We start from the raw sequence: 14,962 nt of genomic DNA on the forward strand, positions 1-14,962 counted from the left end.
TACGGACGACGGCCGCATGACGAAAGGTGACGGGCACACTTCCGCGGGCGCGGTGCTTATCGCAGGACCGACGGCGAGCGGCAAGTCGGCCGCGGCGCTGGCGCTGGCCGCGGCGCGCGACGGCGTGGTGGTGAACACCGACTCGATGCAGATCTACGATGGGCTCCGTATTCTCACCGCCCGGCCGAGCCCGGCGGAGGAAGCGCTCGCGCCGCATCGGCTCTACGGACACGTCGATCCGGCGCGAGCCTATTCGGTCGCCGATTGGCTCGCCGAGGTGGAGATCGTCCTCGCCGAGATCCGCGCCGCAGGACGGCTGCCGATCTTCGTCGGTGGCACCGGGCTCTATTTCGAGGCGCTGACCAAGGGGCTCGCGGCGGTGCCGGAGATCCCGGCGGAGGTCAGGGCGCACTGGCGGGCGAAGGCCGAGCGGATCGGCGCGGCTGGGCTCCATGCGGCGCTGGCGCGGCGCGATCCGGTCATGGCGGAGCGGTTGCGTCCCACCGACACGCAGCGGCTGACCCGGGCGCTCGAGGTGATCGAGGCGACCGGGCGCTCGCTCGCCGACTGGCAGGCGGCGCCGAACTCGCCACCGCTGGTGCGGCCGGAAGACGCGGTCCGCATCGTGCTCGAACCGGAGCGGGCGGAACTGCATCGGCGCATCGCGACGCGGTTCGCCGCGATGGTCGAGGCGGGGGCGGTCGACGAGGCGGCGCGCTTCGTGGCGCGCGGGCTTCGTCCCGAGATGCCGGCGATGCGGGCGATCGGGGTGACGGCTCTCGCCGACGTCGCGGCGGGGCGGATCTCGCTCGCCACCGGCATCGAACGCGGCATCGTCGAGACCCGGCAATACGCCAAGCGCCAGTCGACGTGGTTCCGTGGCCGGATGAGCGATTGGGTGCGGGCGGAGACGGTGGAGGCGGCGGTGGCGGCGGTCGCGGGATCGACGGCCTCCGAGCGGGTGAGGTGAGGCGAATGTGCTCCAAGTGCGCCCTTTCCCCCACTTGACCTCGCCCTCGCTCCCGTCTACGGTCCGCGCGACCGAAAGTAAGAGGACTTCGCGCCGCCATGTCGCGTAAGATCATTCTCGTAGTTCTGCCGCGCGCCGCCGACGGGGTCTGAGGACCTCGGCGAAACGAGCGAGCGCGCGGAAAACCAGGCCCCCCTCAGGGGCCTTTTTTATTACCCGGAACGTCCCACACCTCAGCCACACCCGTCGACGAGCGACGCGAAAGGACCGGAGAAGACCCATGTCACGGCAGATGACCGGAGCGGAAATGGTGATCGCAGCCCTGCAGGATCAGGGCGTCGAGGTGCTCTTCGGCTATCCGGGCGGATCGGTGCTGCCGATCTACGACGAGATCTTCAAGCAGGAGAAGATTCGCCACGTCCTCGTCCGCCACGAGCAGGGCGCGGTCCACGCGGCGGAAGGCTATGCGCGCTCGACCGGCAAGGTCGGCGCCGTCCTCGTCACCTCCGGTCCGGGCGCCACCAACGCGGTCACCGGCCTGACCGACGCGTTGCTCGACTCCATCCCGCTGGTCTGCATCACCGGCCAGGTGCCGACCCACCTCATCGGCAACGACGCCTTCCAGGAGTGCGACACCGTCGGCATCACCCGGCCGTGCACCAAGCACAACTGGCTGGTCAAGCGCATCGAGGACCTGCCGCGCATCCTCCACGAGGCCTTCCACGTGGCGAAGTCGGGCCGTCCCGGTCCGGTCGTCATCGACATTCCGAAGGACGTCCAGTTCGCCACCGGCACCTATCACGGCCCGAAGAACATCCAGCACAAGACCTATCGTCCGAAGGTCAAGGGCGACATGGATGCGATCCGTCACGCCGTTCAGATGATCGGCAAGGCGCATCGGCCGATCTTCTACACCGGCGGCGGCGTCATCAACTCGGGGCCGCACGCCAGCCAGCTGCTGCGTGAACTGGTGAAGACCACCGGCTTCCCGATCACCTCGACGCTGATGGGTCTCGGCGCCTATCCGGGCAACGACGAGCAGTTCCTCGGCATGCTGGGCATGCACGGGACGCTCGAAGCCAACATGGCGATGCACGAGTCGGATCTGATCGTCTGCGTCGGCGCCCGCTTCGACGACCGCATCACCGGTCGCCTCGACGCCTTCGCGCCGCACGCCAAGAAGATCCACATCGATATCGACCCGTCGTCGATCAACAAGATCATCAAGGTCGACGTGCCGATCGTCGGCGACGTCGGTCATGTCCTCGAGGACATGATCCGGGTGTGGAAGCAGACCCAGCCGACCATCGACAAGGCGGCGCTGCAGAAGTGGTGGGACAAGATCGCGGTGTGGCGCGGCCGCAAGTGCCTCGCCTATCGCGCGTCCGACGAGATCATCAAGCCGCAGTACGCCATCCAGCGGCTGCGGGAGGCGGTCAAGGGCAAGGACGTCTACTTCACGACCGAGGTCGGCCAGCACCAGATGTGGGCGGCGCAATTCCTGAAGTTCGACGAGCCGAACCGTTGGATGACCTCCGGCGGCCTCGGCACCATGGGCTACGGCATTCCGGCGGCGGTCGGCGTGCAGATGGCCCATCCGAACAGCCTCGTCATCGACATCGCCGGCGAGGCCTCCGTCATGATGACCATGCAGGAGATCTCGACGGCGGTGCAGTACCGTCTGCCGATCAAGATCTTCATCCTGAACAACCACTACATGGGCATGGTCCGGCAGTGGCAGGAACTGCTGCACGGCGGGCGCTATTCGGAGAGCTACTCGGAGGCGCTGCCCGACTTCGTCAAGCTCGCCGAAGCGATGGGCGGCGTCGGCATCCGCTGCGAGAAGCCGTCGGAACTCGATGCGGCGATCGCCGAGATGATCGCGGTGAAGAAGCCGGTGATCTTCGACTGCGTCGTCGATCCGGCGGAGAACTGCTTCCCGATGATCCCGTCGGGCAAGGCGCACAACGAGATGCTCTTCGGTGAGGCGGTCGAGAACATCGGCGACGTCATCGACGAGAAGGGCAAGATGCTGGTGTGAGGCGCGCGCGGGCGAGAGCCCGCGCCCTTCGACCCGATCTGCGAACGTCACTTCGAGAGCACCGAGACATCGTCATGAACACCACGCACTATCCTTCGGCCCACATCTTCCAGAGCCCCGAAACCCACACGCTTTCGGTCGTCGTCGACAACGAGCCGGGCGTTCTCGCCCGCGTCGTCGGCCTGTTCTCCGGCCGCGGCTACAACATCGAGTCGCTGACCGTGTCGGAGACCGAGCACGAGAAGCACCTATCCCGCATCACCATCGTCACCACCGGCACGCCGATGGTGATCGAGCAGATCAAGAACCAGCTCGACCGGCTGGTGCCGGTCCACCGCGTCGTCGACCTGACGGTCTCCGGCAAGGTGCTGGCGCGCGAGTTGGCGCTGATCAAGGTGAAGGGCAAGGGCGAGGCCCGCGTCGAGGCGCTGCGCCTCGGCGACGCCTTCCGCGCCCGCGTCGTCGACGCCACCACCGAGAGCTTCGTCTTCGAGATCACCGGCAAGTCCGACAAGATCGACGAGTTCGTCGGCCTGATGGGGCCGCTGGGTCTCGTCGAATACTCCCGCACCGGCGTCGCCGCGATCTCGCGCGGGCCGGAAGCGAGCTGAGCTCGACGGCTCGGAAGCGATCGAAGCGGGGGAGGGGAGCGGGGCTCCTCTACCCCGTCTTCTTTTCGGGCCATGACGGGCTTCGTAACTTCGCCGCTGCCGACGCCTCCGCTATCTTCGCCGCCGATCGGATGGAGGGAGGGGCTCGCGGGTGATGTGGGAGTGGGCGATACGGGCGCTGGGCGCCTTCTGGTTCGCGGGCGGGCTCGTCACCTTGTGGACTCTCTCACGGGCGCGGGTGCTCGACACGGCGCTCGCGGCACTCGGCGGCGGGGTGGCGACGCGCGATCTGGTGCGAGCCGGGCTGCTCGGCGGGGGGGCCGTCCTGACCGCCCTCGCCGGTCTCTTCCTCGCTCTCCTCGACCGCTTCGCGCCGGCCGCACTTCTCGCCAATGCCTTGGTGCAGGCGGTCTGGCTCGCCTATGCCGCCCGGCACTTCCCGCCGGAGGACGACGAAGATCGGATCGGCCGGCTCCGGGTCACCAACGCCTTCGGCGTCTGGCTCGTCGGTACGGGGTCGGTGATCGCGGCCGAGCGGTTCGATGTGGTGCGCTTCGGGGAGCTGCCGACTGTCGAGGTGGTCATCGGTCTCGTGGCGGTCGCCGCGCTGGTGTGGCAGGGCCTGGCGATCCGGGCGATGCGGGCGACGCCGGAGTTCGGCGCCTCGATGATCGTCGCCCCCGAACTCGAGGAGGAGGGGCCTTATCGCCAACCGGTCAACGTGATCCTGGCGCCCGAGGTCGGTTGTTGGCCGCTGTGGGACGCCGACGACGGACGCAACCTCGATCCGTGGCGGCTCGATCTCACCGAGGACCTGCGAGAGCGTATCCGTGCCTTCGAGGATCGGGTGATCGCGGCGCTCGACGTCGACCACGACGACGGGCCGACGATCGTCGATCGCACGGTGATCCCCGGTCTGGAGGCGGAGGCGATCGAGATCACGCGGGCGCTGGCGGCGGTCTATGGCGAGGATGGCGTCGCGTGGCGGTTGCCGGGCGAGGGGTGAACGGACGGGCGCCGTCGGGCACACCGCTCGGTGGCGGGAGGTCACTTCGCAAGTCGGGGGCGCCGGCTCGCGTCCCGGCTCGCCTCGGGTGGCTCGCCGGTTCAGTCGATCAGTGCCGCGTCGTAGCTCGCGAGCGCCATGGTCATGTCGAGGAAGATCAGTTTCAGCACCGCGGCGGCGAGAGGGGCGCGCTCGGTCGGGTCGACACCGGGCAAGCGAGTGATCTCGTCGACGAGCCGGCTGGTGAACCAACCATAGGACTGCATGTAGACCTTGGGCGTCACGTCGCGGTCGCGGTGGACCACGCCGATCCTCGTCATGTGTGTGGTATGCACTTTATCGATTTCGACTTCGAAGAGGCGCCGCCAATGATCCAATTGATGCGCTTTGAGGCGATCGATGTTCACGTCGCGAAAGAATTTTTCGTAGCCGATCGAAAAGAGATGTCCGTAAAAGTCGTCGATCACACGCGGTAGAGCGTCCCCGATGAGTTTGCCATATTTCCTCGCTACAGCCGTGTCGGCTTCTTTCAGACCGATACAGTCGGTCATTTCCATGATTTCAGCTTTCATTTCAGCTCCGATCAAAGATTGCATTTGATTTGAAGTCATGTTTCCAGAGTGCATCCGAGCAATTTTCTATCCATCAGTATTCGGTGGAACAGGGATTTATGCAAGTATCTTCAGTGAAAACAGTTGCCATGACGCGAATCCCGTATGAGTAGTGCTTGCCGGGAGCCCTGCCGCGTCGGAGAGGTTCGAACCTGTTCGAAACACCGTCGGCGATGGCGAGCGCGAACAGTCGTCGGCCGGTCGAGCCGTAGCGCTCAAGAGGTCCGGACCCACCGAATGTCGTGAGCCCGATATCAGGTCACGCGGGCGAGGCCTCGAGGCGAAGTCGGGTTCCGAGGCTGTCTCTCCCGGGTGGTGGGAGCGGTGGGACCGATGCCGTGAAATCGGCTTGACCACCGAACCGAGGAGCGCTAGGGAAGACACCGCGTGCGTACCGTACGGTACGGTACAGGGTGACGAGGCCGATGCAGCAGATTTCTCCGATCGACGAGACCGTGTTGACCGAGCGCCAGGCCGGCGTTCTCGACGCGGTGCTGCGTCTGATCGTCGAGAGGGGCGACGGGCTCACCATGACCGCGGTGGCGCGGCGGGCGTCGTGCTCGAAGGAGACGCTCTACAAGTGGTTCGGCGACCGCGACGGGTTGATCGCGGCGACGGTGCGCTGGCAGGCGTCGCGGGTGCGCGTCGCGCCGATCGACCGGGCCGGGCTCGATGCGGCGACGCTGACGGCGCGGCTCGAGGAATTCGCCGGCAACTGGCTCACCGTCATCTCGTCGCAGACCTCGATCGCGCTCAATCGGCTGGCGATCGGCCGGGCGGCGGGCAAGGAGGCGAACCTCGGCGCGATCGTGCTGGAGAACGGCCGTTTCGCCATGGGCCGCCGGTTGAGGCCGGTGCTCGATGCCGGGCGGGCCGCCGGGCTCCTCGTCTTCGACGACACGGAAGAGGCCTTCCGCACCTTCTTCGGGCTCGTCGCCCGCGACATCCAGATCCGGTTGCTGCTCGGCGATCGGATGGACCTCGAGCCGGACACCATCCGCGCCGATGCGGCGCGGGCGACCCGGCAGTTCCTCGCGCTCCACGGCGCACACCGCTCGACCGGCGCGGCCGGCTCGTGATCACACCAGGGAAGGACACCCACATGCGCGTCTATTACGACTCCGATGCCGACATCAATCTGATCAAGGGCAAGAAGGTCGCCATCGTCGGTTACGGCTCGCAGGGCCGCGCCCATGCGCTGAACCTCAAGGATTCGGGCTGCAAGGACGTGCGCATCGCGCTCAAGGCCGGTTCCACCACCGCCGCCAAGGTGGTCGCCGACGGCCTCCAGGTGATGACCGTCGCCGAGGCCGCCGGCTGGGCCGATCTGATCATGATGGCCACCCCGGACGAGCTGCAGGCCGACATCTACAAGGGCGAGATCGCTCCGTCGATCCGTGACGGCGCGGCGATCGCCTTCGCTCACGGCCTCAACGTCCACTTCGGCCTGATCGAGCCGAAGAAGACCGTCGACGTCGTCATGATCGCGCCGAAGGGCCCGGGCCACACCGTGCGCGGCGAGTACCAGAAGGGCGGCGGCGTGCCGTGCCTGATCGCCGTCCACCAGGACGCCTCGGGCAACGCCCACGACCTCGCTCTGTCCTACGCCTGCGGCGTCGGCGGCGGCCGCTCGGGCGTCATCGAGACCAACTTCCGCGAAGAGTGCGAGACCGACCTGTTCGGTGAGCAGGTCGTCCTGTGCGGCGGCCTCGTCGAGCTGATCCGCACCGGCTTCGAGACCCTGGTCGAGGCGGGCTATGCCCCCGAGATGGCCTATTTCGAGTGCCTGCACGAAGTGAAGCTGATCGTCGACCTCATCTACGAGGGCGGCATCGCCAACATGAACTACTCGATCTCCAACACCGCCGAGTGGGGCGAGTACGTCACCGGCCCGCGCATCATCACCGAAGAGACCAAGTGGGAGATGAAGCGCGTTCTCTCCGACATCCAGACCGGTCGCTTCACCTCGGAGTGGATGCAGGAGTATCGCGCCGGTATGGCTCGCTTCAAGGCGACCCGCCGTCTCGCCGACGAGCATCCGATCGAAGAGGTCGGCGCGAAACTCCGCGCCATGATGCCGTGGATCTCCAAGAACAAGCTGGTCGACAAGGCGAAGAACTGATCGTTCTTCGCGGCCCCTCGGGGCTCGCCGACGAGATCGGAAGCCGGGCCTCGCGCCCGGCTTCCGCCGTTTCGGGGGTGGTGTCGACGCGAGCGGCACGGCGTCACGCCGGGGCGAGGCGGACGAAGGTCATGTCGCGGCGGATCTTCCAGCCGAGGGTCTCGTAGAGCGCGATCGCCGGCCGGTTGGCAGCGAAGGCGTGGAGGAAGGGGCGATCGCCGCGCTTGCGGATGTCGGCGGTGAGGTGGCGGCAGAGGGCGGCGGCGAGGCCACGGCCGCGGAAATCGGGATGGGTGCAGACGCCGCTCAGCTCGGTGTGGCCGGGGAAGCGCGTGCGTTCGCCGGCCATCGCGGCGAGACGGCCGTCGATGCGGATGCCGAGGAAGGTGCCGAGCGTCGCGGTGCGGGCGGCGAAGGGGCCGGGGGCGGTGAGGGTCGCGAGGTCCACCATCTCCGGGACGTCGGCCGGCCCGAGACGGCGGACGAAGACGTCCGGCGAGACGATCCCGGTGTCGTCCGTCGCCGTCATCTGGACGGCGTCGGCGCGTTGGATTTCGACGCAGCCCGGAGGCAGGGGCGCCGGGCCGGCCTGGAGCAGGCCGACGCCGCCATGAGTGGCGATCAGGCGGCGGAGGTCGGCGAGGCTTTCGGCCGTATCGTCGATCGCTGCGGCGAGCGGTCCGATGTCGGGGTGATAGCGGCGGGCGCGGTCGTCACCCAGGGCGTGGGGCCGATGCGTGGTCGACAGGGCGGCCCAGATCGGCCGGTCGAGCGGGTCGGGGGTCACGGCTCGTCCCTCCGCAGAAGGGCTTCGGCGCGACGGTCGAGCGGTTCGGCGGAAAGCGCGTCCTCGAGGGCGCCGAGTTGGGCGAGGAGCGGCCCGTCGAGGGTGGCGCAGAGGCGGCGGACCGCCTCGTCGACCGCCGGCCAGAGGAGCCGTTCGGCGCGGGCGACGAGATCGCGGCCGGCCGCGGTGAGCCGCACGGTCCGCACGCGCTGGTCCGTCGGCTCGACGGCGGTCTCGACGAGGCCCGCGGCGGTCAGTTGCAGGACGGAACGAGTGATGGCCGGCTGGCGGACACCGACGGCGTCGGCGAGGCCGCCGATCGAGGTCGGGCCGGACCGGGCGAGCACCGCCAGGAGCGGGTAATGGGCGGCGGAGATGTCCAACCCGAGGCGTTCCGACAGGCGGGTGACGTCCCCCTGCAGGCGTTCGCCGATCCGCTTCAGGCGGGTGCCGAGCGTCAGATGGCCGAACCTGCGGACGAGATCTTCCGTCCCTCGGTCGTCGGGCGTCTCCATCGGCGGGCCTCCGTGGCTTTCGATGAGACGTTATATAACTTGTTATGCAATGGACGTCGAGACGAGACGGCCGGGCGCGCCGATCAACGGCGCGAACGGCTCACGACGGCCGGGAAGCGCGCAGCGGCGGGACGGACAGGGGCGTAGGCGGTGGCGAGACCGGGCCGCGCCATCAGCCGCCGTTGCCGTTCTCCGCGGCGTGACCGTTGCCGTTGGCCGCCTGCATGGCGCGACGGCGTTCCTGGGCTTCTTCGATGTTGGCGCGGAACTGTCTGGTCGAGACCGCCCAGTCGAAGCGGTAGGCGAGGTCGATGGCGTCTTCGCGGCGGAGCGCCAGCGCGGCGAGGCAGGCCTCGCGCAGGTCGTTCGAAAGCGCCCCGGCCCTGGTGCCGCCGACGATGTCGATCGGGCCCATGACGGGGAAGGCGGCGACCGGCAGGCCCGAGGCGAGCGCTTCGACGACGACGTTGCCGAAGGTGTCGGTGAGCGAGGGGAAGACGAAGACGTCGGCATCGGCATAAGCGGCGGCGAGATCCTCGCCGGTCTTCGAGCCGAGAAAGTGCACCGTCGGATATTTCCGCTTCAGCTCGGCGAGCTGCGGGCCGTCGCCGACGACGACCTTGGAGCCGGGCAGATCCAGCCGCAAGAAGGCCTCGAGGTTCTTCTCCACCGCGACGCGGCCGACGTTGAGGAAGATCGGTCGCGGCAGGTCGTAGACGTGGACCTCGCGCGGGTGGAAGAGGGTCGTGTCGACGCCGCGCGACCAGCGCACGAGGTTGCGAAAGCCTCGGGCGGCGAGGTCTTGTTCCAGCGTTTCGGTCGCCACCATGCAGGCGAGGCCGGCGTTGTGGAACCGGCGCAGCGCCGCGTAGGTCCAGCTCTCGGGGACGGGCAGGCGGGCGGAGACGTATTCGGGGAAGCGGGTGTGGTAGCTGGTGGTGTAGCCGGGACGGCGGATGTCGAGTGCGGCGCGCCGCGCCATCATCCCGAGCGGGCCCTCGGTGGCGATGTGGATGTAGTCGGGCGCGGCTTTTTCGATCCGCCGGCGGATCTCCCAGCCGTGGGTCAGCGAGAGACGGATCTCCGGATAGGTCGGCATCGGCAGGGTGGGGAAGAGCTGCGGGGTGAGGAACTCGACGGTGAGATCGAGTTTCTCGAGCTCTTCCGCCAACCGTTCGAGGGAGCGGACGACGCCGTTGATCTGGGGGCGCCAGGCGTCGGTGACGACGAGAAGTCTCTTCATGCGGCGACGAGCGCCTCGCTCTTCGCCGCCGGCTCGACGTCGTCGACGCGAGCCTGCCAGACGATCACTTCGAAGCGGCCGTCGTGGTGTTCGACCACGGCCGTGCAGCTCTCCACCCAGTCGCCGGTGTTCATGTAGGTGATGCCCTCGATGTCGCGGATGGCGGCATGGTGGATGTGGCCGCAGACGACGCCGTCGGTGCCGAGGCGGCGGGCCTCGGCGGCGAGCGCCGTCTCGAATTCGCCGATGAAGTTGACGGCGTTCTTCACCTTGAGCTTGGCCCAGGCGGAGAGCGACCAATAGGGGAAGCCGAGGCGGCGGCGCACCTGGTTGAAGACGGTGTTGATGCCGAGCGCGGCGGTGTAGGCCCAGTCGCCGAGATGGGCGAGCCAGCGGGCGTTGCGCACCACCACGTCGAAGCGGTCGCCGTGGAGGACCAGCAGGCGGCGGCCGTCGGCGGTCTCGTGGATCGCTTCCTCGATCACTTCGACGACGCCGAAGTGGGTGCCGCCATAGTCACGCAGGAATTCGTCGTGGTTGCCGGGCACGTAGATGATGCGGGCGCCCTTGCGGCCCTTGCGCAGCAACTTCTGGACGACGTCGTTGTGGGCCTGCGGCCAGTGCCAGGAGCGCTTGAGACGCCAGCCGTCGACGATGTCGCCGACGAGATAGATCGTTTCGGCCTCGTGGTACTTGAGGAAGTCGATCAACAACTCCGCCTGACATCCTCGCGTGCCGAGATGGATGTCGGAGAGGAAGATCGCTCGATGGTGCTTCGCTTCCGTCTTCGTCGTCATCGGAATCGTCCCGATCGTCGATCGCATCGTTCCCGAAGAACACGCGTTCGATCACGGTTTCATGACGAAGATGACGAATGAGGGCGATCAGCCGTTCCGGGTGGCGAGGAAGCGGGCGAGGTTGGTCGAGGACCACACCGCGGTCTTCGCCCGGGCGGCGCGATAGGAGGCGACCACCTTGGCCGACATCGCGTCCTTGGCGGCGATCTCGGCATAGAGGTCCTCGGCGACGGCGCGGGCGCGGGCGAGGACGTCGGCCGGCATCTCCTTCAATTCGACGCCGTGGGTCGAGACCAGCGTGTCGAGCGCCACGGCGTTCGACCATTCCGCCTGACCGAGCGCGGTGGCGTGCTCATCGCGACAGGCGGCGGCGACGATCGCCTTCAGATCGTCGGGCAGGGCCTCCCAGGCTCTCGTCGCCACCAGGGCTTCGCCGGTGCCGTTCGGCTTGTCGAAGCCGGGGCCGTAGTAGAGCTTCGTCACCCGATGGAGGCCGACGGCGAGATCGGAATGGGGGGCGAGCAGCTCGGCCGCGTCGACGACGCCGGCCTGGAAGGCGGGGAAGACCTCGCCGGGCGGCAGCGCCACCGGCGTCGCGCCCATGCGTCGCCACACCTCGCCGCCGAGGCCGACGATACGGATCTTGAGGCCCACGACGTCGTCGAGGCGTTCGACGGGCCGGCGGAACCAGCCGGCCATCGACACGCCGGTGTTGCCGGCGACGAAGGGCTTCACGCCGAAGGGGGCGTAGAGCTCGTCCCATGCCACCTGACCGCCGCCGTGATCGATCCAGGAGAGGTGTTCGAGCGGGGTGAGGCCGAAGGGGGCGGAGGTGAAGAGCGGCGCGGCAGGCATCTTGCCGGCCCAATAGAGCGAGGCGGTGTGGGCCATCTCGGCGGTGCCGCCACCGACGGCGTCGAAACACTCGAGCGGCGGCACCAGCTCTCCGGCGGCGAAGACCTTCACCGTCAACCGGCCGTCGGAGAGCCGGCCGATCACCTGAGCGAGGCGCTCGGCGGAGACGCCGGGGCCGGGCAGGTTCTTCGGCCAGGAGGTGACCATCTTCCACTCGATGCGACCGGAGGCGATCGCCGGAGCGGCGAGGACGGTCGTGCCGAGGGCGGCGAGGGAGGCCTTCAGGGTGGTACGGCGGGTCGGGGTCATCGGCTGGGTCCGTGGTTGCGGCGAAGGCGATGCGGTCGTGGCGGAAGCGAGGTCGAGCCCCCCACCCTGGCCCTCCCCCTCCAGGGGGGAGGGAAAGCGAGCGGCGACGGATCGCTCCGATCGCCGCGCCGAGATCGCCGGGGGCTCTCGACCACGACCGAGGATCGTCGCTCGAGAACTTTTCAGCCTCGCGACATCGTCCCCTCCCCCCTCGAGGGGGAGGGACAGGGAGGGGGGGGGCGCGGCTTCGCCGTTCCCCGTCAGGACCATCACTTCGGCCACCAGGCGTGGAAGTGATCGACCGGGCCGTGGCCGTGGCCGATCTTCAGGCGATCGGCGGAGCGGATGGCGGCGGTGAGATAGGCCTTGGCGGCCCGCACCGACTGGACCGTGTCGAGCCCCAACGCCAGACCCGCAGCGATCGCCGAGGAGAGGGTGCAGCCGGTGCCGTGGGTGTTGGTGGTGGGATGGCGATGGGCGGTGAGCCACAGCGGCCCGTGGGCCTCGAGGAGCAGATCCTCGGCCTCGTCGCCCTTGCCGTGACCGCCCTTGATCAGCACGGCGCGGGCGCCGAGTTCCATCAGCATCTCCGCCTGGAGCTGCATGGCGGCGCGGTCTTCGGCCACCGGCCGATCGGTGAGACGGGCCGCTTCGTGCAGGTTGGGGGTGATGAGAGTGGCGCGCGGCAGCAGCACCTCGCGCACCGTCGCCACCGCTTCCGGCACGAGCAGAAGGTCGCCGGAGGTCGCCACCATGACCGGATCGAGCACCACCTTGTCGACGTTCCAGCGGTCGAGCCCGGCGCGCACGGCGCGGATCACCGGGGCTTGCGACAGCATGCCGATCTTCACCGCGTTCACGGCGATGTCGGAGAAGACGGCGTCGATCTGGGCGGCGATGAAATCGGGGGGCACGTCGTGGACGGCGGTGACGCCGCGGGTGTTCTGGGCGGTCAGTGCGGTGACGACGCTGGCGCCGTAGACGCCGAGGGCGGAGAAGGTCTTCAGGTCCGCCTGGATGCCGGCGCCGCCGCCGGAATCGGAACCGGCGATGGTGAGAGCGATGGCGGTCACCGGCGGGTCTCCTCGTTGCGCGCGCTCAGAGCGGCGTCGACGGCGGCGCGCAGCGCCCGCGCCGCCGCGGCCGGGTCGTCGGCCATGAAGATCTCGGAGATGACGGCGACACCGTCGGCGCCTGCCTGGATCACCGTGGGGGTGTTCTCGACCGTGATGCCGGCGATGGCGCCGACCGGCAGATCGGCGCGGCGCGCCCGCATCGCGGCGACGAGGCCAGCGAGCCCGTCGAGGCCGACCGGCGGATCGGGGTTGTCCTTGGACGTCGTGGCGAAGACGCCGCCGATGCAGACGTAGTCGACGGCGTCGAGCGGCACCGCGGCGGCATGGGCCGCCGACTTCACCGTCTGGCCGATGATGGCGGCGGGACCGAGGAGCCGGCGGGCGTCCTCGGGGTGCATGTCCTCCTGGCCGACGTGGACACCATGGGCGGCGGCGGCGAGCGCCACGTCGACCCGGTCGTTGACGATCAGCGGCACGGTCGAGCCTTCGAGGGCGGCGAGGATCTCGCGGGCGCGGGCCATCATCGTCCAGGTCGGCGCGTCCTTGTCGCGGTACTGGAGGATGGTGGCGCCGCCTTCGACCGCGGCGCGGGCCATGTCGGCGAGGGCGCGTCCACGGGTCCGGGTCGGATCGAGGATGGCATGCAGGCGGATGTCGGCTCTCATCGGATGCGGGCTCGTTCCGTCAGGGTTTCGGCGTCGAGGCCGTAGAGGGCGTCGACGATCTCGACGGCGAAGCTGCCGGGACCGGCGGCGGAGGCGGCGGCGATCTCGCCGGCGACGCCGGTCGCCACCAGCGCCGCGGTGGCGGCGAGGATCGGGTCGGGCTCGACGGCGCGGAAGGCGGTGGCGATGGCGGTGGCGGCGCAGCCCATGGCGGTGACGCGGTCCATCAGCGGGTGGCCGTTGTCGACGCGCACCAGGTGGGTGCCGTCGGTGACGACGTCGACCTCACCGGTCACCACCAGGGTGGAGAGGGTGTGGACGGCGTATTCGCGGATCCGCGTCTCATCCGCCTCGAGGCCGGCGAGACCGGCGAATTCGGCGTGGTTGGCGTGGACGAGGGCGGGTTCGAGCTCGATCAGGCGGCGGGCGAAATCGAGCCGCGGCGGCGAGATCTCGATCTTCACAGGGTCGAGCACCCAGGGCACGCCGGCGTCCTTGGCCACTTCGATGGCGGTGAGCGAGGCGTCGCGACGCACCCGGTCGAGCATGCCGAGATTGATCAGCAACCCGTCGGCGGCGGCGACGAAGGCCGGCACTTCCTCGGGCGAGACGGTCATCGACGGCTCGGCGCCGATCGCCAGCAGCATGTTGGCGGTGAAGGTCTGGGCGACCGGCGAGGTCAGCACGTGGATGCGCGGACGGCGCGTGCGAACGCGGTCGGCGATCTCGGCGATGCGCGCGGCGGTCGGGGCGAGGTCGGGGATGGTCTTCCGGTCACTCATCTCAATCCCTCCGCCGGCACGACCCGGATCAGGTTCGAGGGGTTGGCGTCGCCTCTCAGCCCGGTCACGCCGGGCACCCCCATGAGATGGACGACAGTTGAGACGGCGAAGCCGCCTTGTCAAGGGCGGGGAGGACCTCGAGGGAACGAGGGGGGCGACATCGTCGCCGCGCCGGTCCGGTCTCGCCCCACTTGCCCTTCCGCGCCGCATCTGATCGACTGCCGTCGACGCCGAACCGAGCCGAGACGAATCCGATGAAACCCTTCTTCGTCCTCATCAAGTGCCAGTTGGGCAAATCCTATCAGGTGGCCACGGCGCTGGCCGATGCCGAGATCGCCTCGGAGATCTATTCGATCGCCGGCGACCACGACCTGATCGTCAAGTTCTACGTCGACGACACGACCGACATCGGCCATTTCGTCAATGAGAAGGTGCATCCGATCCCCGGCATCGTCGACACCAAGACGCTGATCACCTTCAAGGCGTTCTGAGGCGCACGCCGGCCCGGCGCCGGCCCGAGGGCGCCTCATCTCCTCCCGTGCGCGCACCGCGTCGGGGGGACGGACACGGGA

General features: G+C 68.7%; 16 protein-coding genes and 1 riboswitch. Of the genes, 7 read left to right on the forward strand and 9 right to left on the reverse strand.

Features of this window, described 5'->3' with window-relative positions:
- The first annotated feature begins 16 nt into the window (after positions 1 to 16).
- The 4 genes from miaA to V7Q42_RS04465 all read left to right on the forward strand — a co-directional run bounded on the left by miaA (position 17) and on the right by V7Q42_RS04465 (position 4,628).
- Positions 17 to 970 carry a tRNA (adenosine(37)-N6)-dimethylallyltransferase MiaA gene (gene miaA / locus V7Q42_RS04450; RefSeq protein ID WP_333822707.1) on the forward strand — a complete coding sequence of 318 codons (954 nt, stop codon included), beginning with the start codon at positions 17 to 19 and terminating at the stop codon, positions 968 to 970.
- A gap of 280 nt (positions 971 to 1,250) precedes the next feature.
- Entirely contained in the window at positions 1,251 to 3,011 is a 1,761-nt protein-coding gene (locus V7Q42_RS04455) for an acetolactate synthase 3 large subunit (RefSeq protein ID WP_333822708.1), read from the forward strand.
- A 74-nt stretch (positions 3,012 to 3,085) separates the two neighbouring features.
- Positions 3,086 to 3,622, forward strand: a complete 537-nt coding sequence (ilvN, locus tag V7Q42_RS04460) for an acetolactate synthase small subunit (RefSeq protein ID WP_333822709.1) — start codon at positions 3,086 to 3,088, stop codon at positions 3,620 to 3,622.
- Between the two features lie 154 nt (positions 3,623 to 3,776).
- On the forward strand, positions 3,777 to 4,628 hold the full coding sequence (locus tag V7Q42_RS04465) for a hypothetical protein (RefSeq protein WP_333822711.1): 852 nt from the start codon (positions 3,777 to 3,779) through the stop codon (positions 4,626 to 4,628).
- 101 nt (positions 4,629 to 4,729) lie between these two features.
- On the opposite strand, the gene V7Q42_RS04470 is transcribed toward V7Q42_RS04465, so the two are convergent.
- The gene (locus V7Q42_RS04470; RefSeq protein WP_333822712.1) at positions 4,730 to 5,200 is read right to left on the reverse strand and encodes a protoglobin domain-containing protein; all 471 of its coding nucleotides are present in this window, start codon (positions 5,198 to 5,200) and stop codon (positions 4,730 to 4,732) included.
- A 464-nt stretch (positions 5,201 to 5,664) separates the two neighbouring features.
- Between V7Q42_RS04470 and V7Q42_RS04475 the strand changes: the two genes are divergently transcribed.
- Complete coding sequence (locus tag V7Q42_RS04475; protein WP_333822713.1) at positions 5,665 to 6,318, forward strand: TetR/AcrR family transcriptional regulator; 654 nt, start codon at positions 5,665 to 5,667, stop codon at positions 6,316 to 6,318.
- Between the two features lie 23 nt (positions 6,319 to 6,341).
- Positions 6,342 to 7,361, forward strand: coding sequence for a ketol-acid reductoisomerase (ilvC, locus tag V7Q42_RS04480; protein ID WP_333822714.1), 1,020 nt, complete (start codon positions 6,342 to 6,344; stop codon positions 7,359 to 7,361).
- Between the two features lie 103 nt (positions 7,362 to 7,464).
- Here ilvC and V7Q42_RS04485 read toward each other — a convergent pair whose 3' ends face one another.
- The 8 genes from V7Q42_RS04485 to thiM form a co-directional block, all read right to left on the reverse strand.
- Positions 7,465 to 8,148 carry a GNAT family N-acetyltransferase gene (locus tag V7Q42_RS04485; protein ID WP_333822715.1) on the reverse strand — a complete coding sequence of 228 codons (684 nt, stop codon included), beginning with the start codon at positions 8,146 to 8,148 and terminating at the stop codon, positions 7,465 to 7,467.
- Complete coding sequence (locus V7Q42_RS04490; RefSeq protein WP_333822716.1) at positions 8,145 to 8,663, reverse strand: MarR family winged helix-turn-helix transcriptional regulator; 519 nt, start codon at positions 8,661 to 8,663, stop codon at positions 8,145 to 8,147. Before V7Q42_RS04490 ends, V7Q42_RS04485 begins: the two co-directional genes overlap by 4 nt.
- A 172-nt stretch (positions 8,664 to 8,835) precedes the next feature.
- Positions 8,836 to 9,906: a glycosyltransferase family 4 protein gene (locus tag V7Q42_RS04495; RefSeq protein ID WP_333822717.1), complete on the reverse strand. Its 1,071-nt coding sequence runs from the start codon at positions 9,904 to 9,906 to the stop codon at positions 8,836 to 8,838.
- Complete coding sequence (locus V7Q42_RS04500) at positions 9,903 to 10,703, reverse strand: UDP-2,3-diacylglucosamine diphosphatase (protein ID WP_333822719.1); 801 nt, start codon at positions 10,701 to 10,703, stop codon at positions 9,903 to 9,905. The genes V7Q42_RS04495 and V7Q42_RS04500 overlap by 4 nt, the downstream gene beginning before the upstream one ends.
- An 87-nt stretch (positions 10,704 to 10,790) precedes the next feature.
- Positions 10,791 to 11,867 (reverse strand): TRAP transporter substrate-binding protein, encoded by a 1,077-nt coding sequence (locus V7Q42_RS04505; protein ID WP_333822720.1) that lies wholly within the window; start codon positions 11,865 to 11,867, stop codon positions 10,791 to 10,793.
- Between the two features lie 269 nt (positions 11,868 to 12,136).
- The gene (gene thiD / locus V7Q42_RS04510; RefSeq protein WP_333822721.1) at positions 12,137 to 12,940 is read right to left on the reverse strand and encodes a bifunctional hydroxymethylpyrimidine kinase/phosphomethylpyrimidine kinase; all 804 of its coding nucleotides are present in this window, start codon (positions 12,938 to 12,940) and stop codon (positions 12,137 to 12,139) included.
- Positions 12,937 to 13,608 carry a thiamine phosphate synthase gene (gene thiE / locus V7Q42_RS04515; RefSeq protein WP_333822722.1) on the reverse strand — a complete coding sequence of 224 codons (672 nt, stop codon included), beginning with the start codon at positions 13,606 to 13,608 and terminating at the stop codon, positions 12,937 to 12,939. Before thiE ends, thiD begins: the two co-directional genes overlap by 4 nt.
- Complete coding sequence (gene thiM / locus V7Q42_RS04520) at positions 13,605 to 14,390, reverse strand: hydroxyethylthiazole kinase (RefSeq protein WP_333822723.1); 786 nt, start codon at positions 14,388 to 14,390, stop codon at positions 13,605 to 13,607. Before thiM ends, thiE begins: the two co-directional genes overlap by 4 nt.
- Positions 14,379 to 14,481, reverse strand: a riboswitch (TPP riboswitch). (Overlaps the previous gene by 12 nt.)
- 163 nt (positions 14,482 to 14,644) lie before the next feature.
- Here thiM and V7Q42_RS04525 point away from each other — a divergent pair.
- Positions 14,645 to 14,881 carry an Lrp/AsnC ligand binding domain-containing protein gene (locus V7Q42_RS04525; protein WP_333822725.1) on the forward strand — a complete coding sequence of 79 codons (237 nt, stop codon included), beginning with the start codon at positions 14,645 to 14,647 and terminating at the stop codon, positions 14,879 to 14,881.
- The last annotated feature ends 81 nt before the right edge of the window (positions 14,882 to 14,962 follow it).

It is taken from the genome of Pinisolibacter sp., assembly GCF_036782435.1.
Classification (GTDB): Bacteria; Pseudomonadota; Alphaproteobacteria; order Rhizobiales; family Ancalomicrobiaceae; genus CALBKH01.

Bases quoted from the DNA above. Each gene is read 5' to 3' on its own strand.
- V7Q42_RS04500 (WP_333822719.1), bottom strand. From the start codon at position 10,703: ATGACGACGAAGACGGAAGCGAAGCACCATCGAGCGATCTTCCTCTCC.
- V7Q42_RS04525 (WP_333822725.1), top strand. From the start codon at position 14,645: ATGAAACCCTTCTTCGTCCTCATCAAGTGCCAGTTGGGCAAATCCTAT.
- ilvC (WP_333822714.1), top strand. From the start codon at position 6,342: ATGCGCGTCTATTACGACTCCGATGCCGACATCAATCTGATCAAGGGC.
- V7Q42_RS04470 (WP_333822712.1), bottom strand. From the start codon at position 5,200: ATGAAAGCTGAAATCATGGAAATGACCGACTGTATCGGTCTGAAAGAA.
- V7Q42_RS04490 (WP_333822716.1), bottom strand. From the start codon at position 8,663: ATGGAGACGCCCGACGACCGAGGGACGGAAGATCTCGTCCGCAGGTTC.
- V7Q42_RS04475 (WP_333822713.1), top strand. From the start codon at position 5,665: ATGCAGCAGATTTCTCCGATCGACGAGACCGTGTTGACCGAGCGCCAG.
- ilvN (WP_333822709.1), top strand. From the start codon at position 3,086: ATGAACACCACGCACTATCCTTCGGCCCACATCTTCCAGAGCCCCGAA.
- V7Q42_RS04455 (WP_333822708.1), top strand. From the start codon at position 1,251: ATGTCACGGCAGATGACCGGAGCGGAAATGGTGATCGCAGCCCTGCAG.
- V7Q42_RS04465 (WP_333822711.1), top strand. From the start codon at position 3,777: ATGTGGGAGTGGGCGATACGGGCGCTGGGCGCCTTCTGGTTCGCGGGC.
- thiE (WP_333822722.1), bottom strand. From the start codon at position 13,608: ATGAGAGCCGACATCCGCCTGCATGCCATCCTCGATCCGACCCGGACC.
- thiM (WP_333822723.1), bottom strand. From the start codon at position 14,390: ATGAGTGACCGGAAGACCATCCCCGACCTCGCCCCGACCGCCGCGCGC.
- V7Q42_RS04505 (WP_333822720.1), bottom strand. From the start codon at position 11,867: ATGACCCCGACCCGCCGTACCACCCTGAAGGCCTCCCTCGCCGCCCTC.
- miaA (WP_333822707.1), top strand. From the start codon at position 17: ATGACGAAAGGTGACGGGCACACTTCCGCGGGCGCGGTGCTTATCGCA.
- V7Q42_RS04495 (WP_333822717.1), bottom strand. From the start codon at position 9,906: ATGAAGAGACTTCTCGTCGTCACCGACGCCTGGCGCCCCCAGATCAAC.